Annotated in this window: 11 protein-coding genes; 7 read left to right on the forward strand and 4 right to left on the reverse strand. The window is 53.9% G+C overall.

Translation table 11 applies throughout. The annotated features are described in order from the left end of the window. Positions 1–115: 115 nt before the first annotated feature. Both EST62_RS13185 and EST62_RS13190 read right to left on the reverse strand, forming a co-directional pair. On the reverse strand, positions 116–502 hold the full coding sequence (locus tag EST62_RS13185) for a histidine triad nucleotide-binding protein (protein WP_129052519.1): 387 nt from the start codon (positions 500–502) through the stop codon (positions 116–118). A gap of 35 nt (positions 503–537) precedes the next feature. Continuing rightward, positions 538–1,038: a hypothetical protein gene (locus EST62_RS13190; RefSeq protein WP_167599371.1), complete on the reverse strand. Its 501-nt coding sequence runs from the start codon at positions 1,036–1,038 to the stop codon at positions 538–540. Positions 1,039–1,246: 208 nt separating this feature from the next. Between EST62_RS13190 and EST62_RS13195 the strand changes: the two genes are divergently transcribed. Continuing rightward, positions 1,247–1,930 (forward strand): fibrobacter succinogenes major paralogous domain-containing protein, encoded by a 684-nt coding sequence (locus tag EST62_RS13195; RefSeq protein WP_129052530.1) that lies wholly within the window; start codon positions 1,247–1,249, stop codon positions 1,928–1,930. Between the two features lie 489 nt (positions 1,931–2,419). Here EST62_RS13195 and EST62_RS13200 read toward each other — a convergent pair whose 3' ends face one another. Next, a complete protein-coding gene (locus EST62_RS13200; protein WP_129052520.1) occupies positions 2,420–2,623 on the reverse strand; it encodes a hypothetical protein in 204 nt (67 codons plus the stop codon). A gap of 344 nt (positions 2,624–2,967) precedes the next feature. Between EST62_RS13200 and EST62_RS13205 the strand changes: the two genes are divergently transcribed. The 3 genes from EST62_RS13205 to EST62_RS13215 all read left to right on the forward strand — a co-directional run bounded on the left by EST62_RS13205 (position 2,968) and on the right by EST62_RS13215 (position 5,938). Continuing rightward, complete coding sequence (locus EST62_RS13205; RefSeq protein WP_129052521.1) at positions 2,968–3,813, forward strand: hypothetical protein; 846 nt, start codon at positions 2,968–2,970, stop codon at positions 3,811–3,813. Positions 3,814–3,950: 137 nt separating this feature from the next. After that, positions 3,951–4,724, forward strand: coding sequence for a hypothetical protein (locus EST62_RS13210; RefSeq protein ID WP_129052522.1), 774 nt, complete (start codon positions 3,951–3,953; stop codon positions 4,722–4,724). Positions 4,725–5,230: 506 nt separating this feature from the next. Beyond that, complete coding sequence (locus tag EST62_RS13215; RefSeq protein WP_245153680.1) at positions 5,231–5,938, forward strand: uridine kinase; 708 nt, start codon at positions 5,231–5,233, stop codon at positions 5,936–5,938. Between the two features lie 116 nt (positions 5,939–6,054). On the opposite strand, the gene EST62_RS13220 is transcribed toward EST62_RS13215, so the two are convergent. Beyond that, the gene (locus EST62_RS13220) at positions 6,055–7,320 is read right to left on the reverse strand and encodes an ArsA family ATPase (RefSeq protein WP_256372376.1); all 1,266 of its coding nucleotides are present in this window, start codon (positions 7,318–7,320) and stop codon (positions 6,055–6,057) included. A 446-nt stretch (positions 7,321–7,766) separates the two neighbouring features. Here EST62_RS13220 and EST62_RS13225 point away from each other — a divergent pair, with 446 nt between their 5' ends. The 3 genes from EST62_RS13225 (at position 7,767) to EST62_RS13235 (ending at position 11,345) form a co-directional block, all read left to right on the forward strand. Continuing rightward, on the forward strand, positions 7,767–9,224 hold the full coding sequence (locus tag EST62_RS13225) for an NAD(P)/FAD-dependent oxidoreductase (RefSeq protein WP_129052524.1): 1,458 nt from the start codon (positions 7,767–7,769) through the stop codon (positions 9,222–9,224). Positions 9,225–9,271: 47 nt separating this feature from the next. Beyond that, the gene (locus EST62_RS13230; protein ID WP_129052525.1) at positions 9,272–9,430 is read left to right on the forward strand and encodes a hypothetical protein; all 159 of its coding nucleotides are present in this window, start codon (positions 9,272–9,274) and stop codon (positions 9,428–9,430) included. A 259-nt stretch (positions 9,431–9,689) separates the two neighbouring features. Then, complete coding sequence (locus EST62_RS13235; RefSeq protein ID WP_129052526.1) at positions 9,690–11,345, forward strand: DUF262 domain-containing protein; 1,656 nt, start codon at positions 9,690–9,692, stop codon at positions 11,343–11,345. Positions 11,346–11,381: the final 36 nt, after the last annotated feature.

Raw genomic sequence — 11,381 nt, forward strand, 5'->3', positions numbered from 1 at the left:
TCAATGCTCTCTTTGGTGAACTTAAATAGACTAATTCTAAATAACGAGAGGTGCAAGTTAAAATGTTTCCCGTTTTGAAGTCGGAATGCAATTTCAGAAAAAACGGTGCTCGCGCTTACTTCTGCCCGTGAGCCACTTCGTGGCCCGCGAATGGAGGCCAGCCCATCGTCTTGCCGCCGATCAAGTGCGCGTGGATGTGCCCGACGCTCTGCAGGGCGTCCTCGCCGTTGTTGAACACCACCCGGTAGCCCGAGTCGAGCACCCCGGTTTTTTCGGCCACGATGCGCGCGGCCAAGAGAATCTCTGCGGCAATCTCCGAATCGCCCTCCGTCAAGTCGCTCAGCGACCGGATGTGCTCCCGCGGAATGATGAGCACGTGGACGGGCGCGATCGGGTTGATGTCGTGAAAGGCGGCCACATGGTCGTTTTTGTAGATCAGGCTGGCCGGAATGTGCCCGGCGGCAATCTTGCAGAAGATGCAGTCTGGATCGTAACGTTTCATAGCGTCGCAGGGGTTGTCGATTGATGAATGCTGAACTACTGTTTCTGGATGATCGACAGGCTCATGCTGCCGCCCGAGCCGATAAGCACCACCGTGAACGGCGCCTTGATTCCGGTCACGCTTCCCCGGTCGCCCTCCTTTTCGGGGACGATCATCGAGGTGGTCTCGAAGCCCTTCGCCTTGAGCACCGCTTCGTAGTCCCGGAGCGCGTGTTCGGGCAGGTGGTCGATGGCCATGTCCCAACTGCATCCGTCGGGCGTTTCGGTTTTGATGACTTTTCTGATCGTGCCGTACGGATACCTGGGCACATCGGCAGGCGCGTCATCCGGCCACGGTTTTACCGCATCGGTGATCTCGACCGTGCTGTTGCCGGATTCGATCGTGACGGCGCTGGCTGCGGTATCGGTAGCTGCCAGCGCCGGTTCGGGCGCGGCGGGTTGCTGTTCGGGCGGCTTTTGATTGCAGGCTCCGAGGAGGCTTGCAAGGGCGATGAGTGAGACGCTCCTGGTGATTTTGCTGAATGCCTGCCGGTTCATGAGCTGTCGTGAATGGTGGACGATAAGAGCTTTATTTAGCAAATTTAATAAAAAAGAGCGTCCTCCGTGCCAACCCGGTGCAGTGGTTGGCATAAACTTGCGGCAATCGCTACATTGTCTGCAATAAACTCCGTTAACATCCGTTCCCGTTCAGCCATCAGGCTGTCGGCGAAATCCGGAGAACGCAATCAATCAAGGGAACCCAATGATGATGAAACGACGCATCCCCGGCAAATCCGGAGCCATGAAACCGCTTCTTTTCGCTCTTCTGTTCATGGCCGGTTGCAACGGCAACAAGCCGAAAACCCTCACCGATATTGACGGCAACACCTACGGCGCGGTAAAAATCGGCGAGCATGTCTGGATGAGCGAAAATCTGAAAGTGACCCGTTATCGCAACGGCGATCCGATTCCGGAGGTCAAAGAGGGGGCGGCGTGGGCCGCGCAAACCGTCGGCGCGCGATGCTCGTACGACAACAACGCAGAAAAAGGGAAAACCTGCGGCTCGCTCTATAACAGGTATGCGGTCAGCGATCCGAGAGGCCTCGCTCCCGAAGGGTGGCATGTCGCTACCGACAAGGAGTGGGGCGAGCTTGCCGAGGCGCTCGGTGGCGAGCAGAACGCGGGCGCAGCCCTGAAAGCTCCCGGTAAATGGGGCGGTTCGGTCAGCGAAAGCGATTCAAACAGCGGCTTTGACGCCCAGCCCTGCGGGGCGAGGCGCGATGCCGACGGCAACTTTCTCATGATCGGCAAGTTCGCCCGCTTCTGGACCGCCACCGCGTCAAGTCCCGGCAAGGCCTGGGCGCGGGCGCTTGGATTCTACGACAGGGCGCTTCGCCACGGCGAGGTCGGCCCGCGCAACGGCTTCGCCGTGCGGTGCGTCAAGGATTGAGCCGATCTCGCCCCGCGACGCCAGATGGCAAAGAGTTCTCTGTTCCGGCGTTGCGGAGCTTTCCCCACCGGTTTCGACGACTGTTTTCACCGCAAACGCCTGCGTTAACGCCATGGTGGCAAGGCAGAGAGGCAGGGGCTCCGTCAGCTAATGAATCCGGAACCCGCCGTCGCAAGGGCAGAATGAAGACAAGCTGCTGTCTCCAAAGCGTGTCAGGTAAACGGGTGCGTTTCGGCGTAAAAAAATATTCCTGTTTATATATTTTGTGCATATGCACTTTCTCGGTTTTCGGGGCTGGCAATATATTTATCTGCTATGCGACCGGCGTTGGGCCATAACCGTTATGATATATTTCATATGTATGATTTTGTTGCAAAGCAGAGTAAAAATGAGTGAAATTATTCTAAACAAAATCTGAGGAGGTGCAGAATATTTCTAATGATGCAATATTCTGGAAAAAATAATAATCAATAATAATCTTTGTATAGCTCATTCGTTAGTGTGAAGCGTTCCAGGTTTTTGCGGTATGGCCGTTGTAATTCTCACGGAGAAAAGTATCGTAAATAAATATTCTTTGACGGTTTCTTTTTGTAAAAGAAAAACAAAAAGCGATATTTGGAAATTAAAGCGGCCAAAATAGCCACGTTCTTGCCAAAACGGATGGCGCAATTGCAAGTTTAAAAGATTTAACACATTAGCTCTTTTTCTTTTGCTCTGGCAAGCTTCTGACGCGACTTTAATGCAATTCGGGAATTAACGGGATATATTCGGCCAGACGCGAAATGTTCCTGGCGCGACGAGGAGTACGTTTACTGTTCGGATCGTGACGTATCTCGATGTTAATACGTAAGGTGCAAGCTTTTGAGATACAAAAAAAATGAAATACCACTGATTGTTTTGATTCGGCTTGTCAATAATTCGCTTTGTAAATACTGTGTGGTGACGGTTTGGAAGTAATAACAGGATGTTCAGTCTTTTTGTTTTCCGATTTGTAAAAGATATTCGCTTGCATTTTCACCTCTAAAGCGTTAACTGCCATGAAAAAATTTCTGGCATCATTATTGGTTACGTTGATGTTCTTGCTGCCGGCCTCCGTGAACGGCACGATGACCATACGCGATTACGCTGCGGCGAGGCACTCCAGATTTTACACCGGAAGCGACAAAAATTTCATCGGCGCGCTCTACGACTTTTCAGGAGTCGGTTACAGCAACTACGGCACCGGATACTGGGCGACGTTGGTCTCTGACAACTACTTTATTTCCGCTGCGCATTATCATCCTGCAATCGGACAGACGGTGACGTTTTATGCCACCAACGATCCCGGCGGGGCGAGCTATACATACACCATCGCCGGGGGTACGAAAATCGAATCAACGGACCTCTGGGTCGGATGGTTCAATACCGCCGTCGATGCCTCCATTGAGCGCTATCCCATTCTGACGCTGCCTGATAATGCCGATTATACGGGCCTTGTTCTCTATAATTACGGAAAACAGGATATCGTCGGACGAAACGTAGTGTATAAGGTCTCGTTGGGTGCGACTACAGAATCAATAGGGGAAGTCGCTTGGTATGATTACGACAACAACGACTCTCCGTCGGTGGGGGGCGATGAAACCGTTTTGCAGTATTATGATTCAGGCGCGCCGAGTTTCGTCGTGTACAACTCCAGCCTTGCGCTGGTCGGCATCCACTGGTTAAGCGATCGATCAACTATTTCCGGCGATACATTGGTTCCGGAATATTATGACCAAATCAATACTGTTCTGGATGCAAAGGATCAGTCAATGGTAGCGGTGCCGGAGCCGGACCTGCAATGGTATGCGATGATAATTGTTTGCAGCTTATGGCTTAATCGGCGAAGACGCAGTTCGCCGTAATGGCTCGTGAATGCCTGCTCCACTGGCTGACAATCCACAGCATCGGCGTCGCCCTGAAGCTTGAGATGTATTTTTCATATCTTTTGCTTTGTGCCAATGCGTGTGACGGGGTTGATATTTCCAAAGCCAGAGCTGCCATGAGAACTGTTTTGCCTGCAATACTGACAGCCTTGCTGCTGCTGATGCCGAGCGCCAGCCGTGGCGAAATGATCGTGCGCGATTACTATCCGGCGCGGCACTACCGTTTTTACGACGGTATCGGCAAAGATTTCGTTGGCCAAGCCTACAGTTTCTCCGGGGTCGGATTCAGCAATTCGGGGCGCTGGGGGACGCTACTGACCGACAACTGCTTTCTTTCCGCCAATCATCGTCATCCGCTTGTTGGCGAGAAGTTGACCTTCTGGTCCTCCAACGAGCTGACGGGAACGAGCTACACCTACACGGTGACGGGGGGCGTGCGTATCGCAACGACGGACTTGTGGATTGGCTGGTTTGACAAAAAGGCAATCGTCGATCACTCGATCGAGCGCTATCCGGTGCTGCTGCTGCCCTTTCTGAAAAGGTATCTCGGCCTCGAACTTTACAATTACGGAATGCGTCACAGGGTCGGGCGAAACGTGCTGGAGGTTATCGCTCCGTATTCGTATGGAGGATCAACGGGAATTACCGCCGGGTATGATTACGGCAATAACGATACGCCCTCCGTTGGCGGCGATGAAACCTACTTGCAGGTCGGCGATTCCGGCGCTCCGAGCTTCGCTGTCTTCCACTCCAGACTGAGCCTGATCGGCATTCACTGGTCGATCACGCGCAATCCGGATAGCTCGCTCGACACCTTCGTTCCGGAGTACTTCGACGAAATCAACAAAATTCTGGCAACAAGAGGCCAATCGCTGCGCCGGAGCCGATAGCGGCGGTAGCGCCCTGCCGGGAGTGGCAAGCCTCATCAGAATCGCGGAATAACCCAGCTATTTTTCGTTCTGCCAGAATCAGCGAACAATCAGGATCGGTTGCCGGAGACCGGCAAGGAGGTCTCGGCTTTGCTTTCTGGCGGTCACGCTCTATGGTTGCGCGTTGTTCGCGCCAGTACCAATTCATGAATATCTGACACTCTGGTTTCTGGTAATTTGAAAGGATTTGAGGGTGAATCCGAAACGATTGCAGGGGGGCGATGCCGACAGGTCGGGAGTTCGCCCTTGACAGGGCAATTCTCGCTGAGCCTTCGGTTTTCCTTGGGGGGCGCGGTCTTCCGAATCCGCCAGCCCCGTCGCCCCGCTCGCCTCGCCGATAGCGTGCCTTCGCCGCAAGCGCAATTATGGTGAAAATGTGTGAATCTGTTTATATTCAGACTGTTACCTGACAACATGGCCTGCCGGCGCGGCGATTTCTGGCGTGGCTGACCGGAGGCAAACTATCGATGCTTATGCTCAATGACGTACTTCTGATCAGGCAGGAACACCTCTCCGCGGCGGCGGTGATCTGCGAAAGAATCGTTTCGGACATGAAAGTTCTTTGCAGAACCCGGCCCGGCCACAAGTTCATCGTGGCCATTTCGGGCGAATCGGGAAGTGGCAAATCCGAACTTGCCCACACGCTCGCCAAAGCCCTGAAGAAAGCCGGGGTACAGCCAAAAATACTCCATACCGACAACTATTACCGCGTTTCTCCCGCCGAGCGCCTGCCAGCAAGAATCGCCGACAACTTCGAGCATGTCGGCGCCGCCGAATATGACTGGGATCTGCTCAAAAGCAACATTAACGATTTCCGCACCGGGCGCATGTCGCTCATGCCGTGCATCGACATCATTACCGGTCAACTGGATCGTTTCATCAGCGATTTCTCCGGAGTCGAAGTGCTGGTCGTGGACGGTCTCTACGCGCTTGGCATCAAGGACGCCGACCTGTGCGTCTATATCGACCTCAGTTGGCGCGAGACCCGCAAAAGCCAGCAGTTGCGAGGCAAGGAGGAGGACGACGACTACCGTATGCGGGTGCTCGAAAAGGAGAGCGAGGATGTGAAGTCGTTCCGCTATCGCGCTGACCTGGTCATCGACCACCAGTACAACGTGCACAAAGTCGCTGCCCCGGACGATCTGCCCGCCGGAGCGGCGTATTACCGCGACTGAGAGCGTCCCGAAGCTGACGGCTCACTCTGCCTCCCCCCGGCTTGAAAGCCGGGGCAATGTAAATGTAAGAATTCTCAATGTCCGTCGGGTTAAAACCCTCCTGAATGTAAGATCGTTTATCCCGCCTTTTCTCCAGTCATCTCCTTCTTCTTGAACTCGATAGCCAGCCATTTCTCTTCGTACCCGGCGTGGGCGACCTTCATTCCGGCCAGGAAGGTTGGCAGCACGACCCCTTTCTGGTAGTTGCCGATCCTCACGGTGAGCGAGTCGCCGACCTGGGTGACGTTGGCTTCCATGCGGTTGTCGAAGACGAAGGGCAGGCGCAGCTTCATCTCGTAGTGGCCTTCGCCGATTTTGGTGATCTCCGTGTGCTCTTCGTGGTAGAAAATATCGAGCGGGTTGCGGTCGCCATAGACGGTTTCGCCGACGAGTTTGAGCATGTCGAGACCGAGCACCTCGGTGCGGAAAAGTGGCACTCTGGTGATGGGGATCGGCGCGAAGGAGGATTCGATCTGCTCCATGTACTTCTTCTGAATCTCTTTCCAGCCTTTGAAATAGTGCCCGTCAACGTCGTCCATATAGACGCGGTTGACGATGATCTGGTCAACCGTGATGTTGTAGAGGTTCAGGTAGGTGAGCGCGCGCATCGACTCTTTGACCACCATTTTCTCCGGATTCATCACGAGCCGCACGGTGGTTTTCGAGTCGTCCGACAGGAGTTCGATGATCCCTTCGACCGACGAAAAGAGGTGATCGACCTGGTCATAGACGTCGGTGTCGGGCACGAAGTCGTGCAGGCGGCCGATGCGTTTGGAGAGCGGGCGGATGACCGGTTTGACGACATATTTTTCCATGTTGCGCATGAGCTTGAGCATCCAGCCGAAGGTCTCCGGAATGGAGAGCAGGCGCAGCGTTTCGCCGGTTGGGGCGCAGTCCACCACGAGCAGGTCGTACTCGTTGGACTCGTTGTATCGCTTGATGTAAGAGAGCGAAAAGAGCTCCTCCATGCCCGGTAATACGCCCATCTCCTCGACGTAAATTCCTTCGATGCCCTGCACCTGCATGAGGTGGGCGAAGTGCTCGCGCACCACCTCCCAGTTGAGCGACAGGTCGCCATAGACGCTCACCTCCTGGCCCCAGAGGTTTTCGGCCACCTTCACCGGCGACGGGCCGAGTTCGATGTCGAAGGAGTCGCCGAGGCTGTGGGCCGGATCGGTGGAGATGATGAGGGTTTTGTAGCCGAGGGCCGCGGCCCTGACGGCGGTGGCCGCCGCAATGGAGGTTTTGCCGACGCCGCCTTTGCCGGTGAACACGATGTTTCTCATGACGTGGCTCCTGTGGAGGAAAAGTTGTTTCGCCAGTGAACGGCCGTACCGTTTCACAACCGATTCGAGGGGTTGATAATTTCTGCCGGAAGCGGTGTCACGAGCTCAGTTGTATCGGGGTGGTTCGGAGGTCGGGGACGCTTCTGCCTCCCCGGCCCATGCGGAATCGGAGCGTGGCAGGATGGCTGTCGAAATCGAAATCGTATTTTCCCGGTTTTCCGCCACTGCCCCAGCCTCCGTTTCGGCACTTTTGAAAGCGATATCGGGTTAATGCTCAGTCGGGAGTGGTTCCTGCTTATTCACTATAGATTTCTCTCAAACGGGAAAAACCGGACGGGGTTTGCTGGATATGAGTATATAGTTATATTTAAGGCCGAATGTATCATGGCTCACATCGGGTGCGCCGTGAATCTGGAAATGGCTGCACGGAACGATTTTTTTGATACAGAGACCGGTTTCCGGTGACCAACATTTCGTTTTAACAATTGAAAATCTGACTCGCTATGGCAAAGGTCGTCGTTTTGGGAGCTGGCGTTTCGGGGCATACCTGCGCATCCTTTCTCAAGAAAAAGCTTGGGAAGCAGCATGAGGTGGTGGTTGTCTCGCCCAACAGCTATTACCAGTGGATTCCGTCGAACATCTGGGTTGGCGTGGGCCAGATGACCATCGACGATGTGCGCTTCAAACTGAAAAAGGTCTATGACCGCTGGGGCATCGACTTCAAGCAGGCCAAGGCGCTGTCGATTCATCCCGAAGGCGACGCCTCCACCAGCAAGGGTTACGTCACCATCGAATACACCGACGAGGAGTACGCCGGTTACACCGAGACGGTCGATTACGACTACCTGGTCAACGCCACCGGCCCGAAGCTGAACTTCGAGGCCACCGAAGGACTCGGCCCCGACAAGAACAGTATGTCGGTCTGTACGTACAGCCATGCGGCCCACGCATGGGAGGAGTTGCAGAAAAGTATCGAGAAGATGAAGAGCGGTCAGAAGCAGCGCTTTCTCATTGGCACCGGCCATGCGATGGCCACCTGCCAGGGCGCGGCCTTTGAGTACATTCTTAATATCGCTCACGAAATCGCCTCGCTCGGCCTCAGCCACATGGCGGAAATCACCTGGATTTCAAACGAGTATGAAGTGGGTGATTTCGGCATGGGCGGCGCGTTTATCAAGCGCGGAGGTTACATCACTCCGACGAAGATTTTTACCGAATCGCTGCTTGCCGAATACGGCATCAAGTGGATTCGCCGCGCGGGCGTTTTCAAGGTGGAGCCGGGCGTGGCGCATTATGAAACGCTGGATGGCGAAATGCTGACGCAGGAGTTCGATTTTTCCATGCTCATTCCGTCGTTCTCCGGCGTCGGCCTCAGCGCCTTCGACAAGAGCGGCAACGACATCACCGACAAGATGTTCCTGCCGAACAAGTTCATGAAGGTCGATGCCGATTACAAGGCCAAATCCTTCGACGAGTGGAGCGCCGGCGACTGGCCGACCATCTACCAGACCCCGATGTACGGCAACATTTACGCCGCGGGCATCGCCTTCGCGCCGCCGCACCCGATCTCCAAGCCCATGACGAGCGCCAATGGCCGGCAGATTTTTCCGACGCCGCCGCGCACCGGAATGCCGTCGGGCGTTATCGGCAAGATCGTTGCGCTGAACATCTCCGAGCAGATCAAGGGCGGCCACAAGGAGCACCACCACCGGGCCTCGATGGCCCGCATGGGCGCGGCCTGCATCGTGTCGGGCGGCTTCGGCTCCTTCGACGGGCTCGGCGCGTCGATGACGGTGTTCCCCATCGTGCCCGACTGGGAGAAGTATCCGGAGTGGGGCCGTGACATGACCTACTCGGTCGGCGAAGCCGGTCTGGCCGGTCACTGGCTGAAGTTTATTCTGCACTACCTGTTCTTCCACAAGGCGAAGGGCTACCCGTTCTGGTGGCTCATTCCGGAGTGAGAAGTAACCGCATTCAAAACATTGATTTCAACTAAAACTTTTGACCAATGGGTAACTATAAATTCAAGGCATACTACGACGAAGCCTATCCGCCGGTGCCCGACAAGGCAACGCTTTTCTGGCGCAAGTTCGTGCCGTGGCAGCTCTTCAGGTTTCTCATCCTGAACATCAAGATGATCCGCATCGTCGCAGGCGGCCACTCCTGATCGTCGCCTCGCGCATTTTCGGGAATCAGCCAAAAAGCCCCGGACGCTCCGCTAACATTCGCGAGCGTCCGGGGCTTTTTCGTTTTCCTGCGGGGAGCTATCAACGCCTCGTTTACTGCCAGGAATTGCCTGAGAGCTGTTGATTACGTACGTTGAAAGAGTGAGTCGCAGCAAGCAGCAGCCCTCGCTGGATGTGTGAGTTGTTGCCGTTCCGATTGCTTTCCAGACCGATAGAATTAACGCCAACCGAACGATAGAAATGATCGATACGAACCTGCTTTTCAAAGAGGTCGGTTATGACCTTGGAACTTTGCTTGGAAGTATTGATCTCGGAGTCATAGGTCTTCCGGAAATCCAGCGACCATTCGTCTGGAAAAACGCAAAGTGCCGTGACCTGTTCGATTCGATGTATCGAGGTTATCCTGTTGGCTATCTTCTGCTATGGCAGAACGCAAACATTGACGGATCGAAAGGCATCGGCGTAGATGGCAAACAAAAGTATCCAAATCTCCTGATTGTTGATGGCCAGCAGCGCCTTACTTCGCTTTACGCAGTGATCAAGGGAAAGAAGGTTATTCGTGAGGATTATGACGAAGAGTTCATCGAAATTGCTTTTCACCCGTTGGAAGAGAAGTTTGATGTGGCTGATGCGGCAATCCGTCGAGACAAACATTGGATTCCGAATATTTCCCGGCTTTGGTCAAAGGATACAGATTTGTTCGAGTTGGTAGATGGTTATCTCGACGGCCTCAGGGTGGTGCAGGAGGTTTCCCCGGATGATATGAAGAAAATCCGGCAAAGTATTCAGCGTCTCCAGGGATTGGTGAACTATCCTTTCCGTGCGCTGGAGTTGCTTGCCACAGTCGATGAAGAGCAAGTCAGCCAGGTTTTTGTTCGCATCAACAGCAAAGGACAGCGCCTCAACGAAGCTGACTTTATCCTGACACTCATGTCGGTCTATTGGGATGAAGGACGGCACGAACTTGAACGATTCGCCCGTGCGGCCAAGAAGCCAGAAAAGGGGCCAGCGCCATACAATCACTTTATTCAGCCATCTCCAGACCAACTGTTGCGCGTAGCTGTTGGCTATGGTTTTAAGCGAGGCCGTTTGCATTACGTTTACTCATTGCTTCGTGGCAAAGACCTTGAGACCGGCAAGTTTAGTGAAGATGGCCGTGTGGAACAGTTCGATTGTTTGAAAAGGGCGCAAGAGTGCGCGCTGAACCTTCAGCATTGGAAAGATTTCCTGAAGTGCCTCATGAGCGCCGGATATCGAAGCGGAAAGCTCATTACTTCAGAAACGACGGTTCTTTACAGCTATGTTTTTTACTTACTCGGCAAAGTTGATTTTGGTATTCCGGAAGTCGAGCTTCGCCGGGCAATTGCCCGTTGGTTCTTTTTTTCAAGCCTTGCAGGGCGCTATACAAATTCTCCGGAATCGGCGCTGGAAAGCGATCTCCTTCAATTACGCGATGTGAAAGATGGCCGCGCATTTTTGGCATTTCTCGAACGGAATATTGAGACGAGGCTGACGGAAGATTTCTGGCTTGTGACCTTGCCAAATGAACTTGATACCGCCGCTGCCCGAAGCCCTTCATTGATGGCCTATCTTGCAGCGCTGAGTTTGCTCGACGCCAAAGTACTTTTTTCCGGGTTGCAGGTTTCATCGCTGCTTGATCCAACGACGGACGCTTTTCGCAATTCGCTGGAGCGCCATCACCTTTTTCCCAAAAACTGGCTTAAAAAGAACGGGCTTACCGAGGTTTACCAGACGAATCAAATTGCCAATTACGCGCTTGTCGAGTGGCCGGACAATGCGAATATTTCCGATAATTCTCCTGCTGAATACTGGCCGAAAATAAAGGATCCTCGAAGCAGAGCTTCGAGGTATTTAGAAGAGTTGGAGCTGCTGTGAATGCAACTTTTTATACTCAATTTCTCGACCTTGACT

Origin of the sequence: Chlorobaculum sp. 24CR (genome assembly GCF_004118635.1) — a bacterium.
Classification (GTDB): domain Bacteria; phylum Bacteroidota; class Chlorobiia; order Chlorobiales; family Chlorobiaceae; genus Chlorobaculum.

What these genes read in the sequence shown, in the direction of transcription:
- EST62_RS13185 (WP_129052519.1), bottom strand. Translation starts at nt 502, where the DNA reads ATGAAACGTTACGATCCAGACTGCATCTTCTGCAAGATTGCCGCCGGG.
- EST62_RS13190 (WP_167599371.1), bottom strand. Translation starts at nt 1,038, where the DNA reads ATGAACCGGCAGGCATTCAGCAAAATCACCAGGAGCGTCTCACTCATC.
- EST62_RS13195 (WP_129052530.1), top strand. Translation starts at nt 1,247, where the DNA reads ATGATGAAACGACGCATCCCCGGCAAATCCGGAGCCATGAAACCGCTT.
- EST62_RS13205 (WP_129052521.1), top strand. Translation starts at nt 2,968, where the DNA reads ATGAAAAAATTTCTGGCATCATTATTGGTTACGTTGATGTTCTTGCTG.
- EST62_RS13210 (WP_129052522.1), top strand. Translation starts at nt 3,951, where the DNA reads ATGAGAACTGTTTTGCCTGCAATACTGACAGCCTTGCTGCTGCTGATG.
- EST62_RS13215 (WP_245153680.1), top strand. Translation starts at nt 5,231, where the DNA reads ATGCTTATGCTCAATGACGTACTTCTGATCAGGCAGGAACACCTCTCC.
- EST62_RS13225 (WP_129052524.1), top strand. Translation starts at nt 7,767, where the DNA reads ATGGCAAAGGTCGTCGTTTTGGGAGCTGGCGTTTCGGGGCATACCTGC.
- EST62_RS13230 (WP_129052525.1), top strand. Translation starts at nt 9,272, where the DNA reads ATGGGTAACTATAAATTCAAGGCATACTACGACGAAGCCTATCCGCCG.
- EST62_RS13235 (WP_129052526.1), top strand. Translation starts at nt 9,690, where the DNA reads ATGATCGATACGAACCTGCTTTTCAAAGAGGTCGGTTATGACCTTGGA.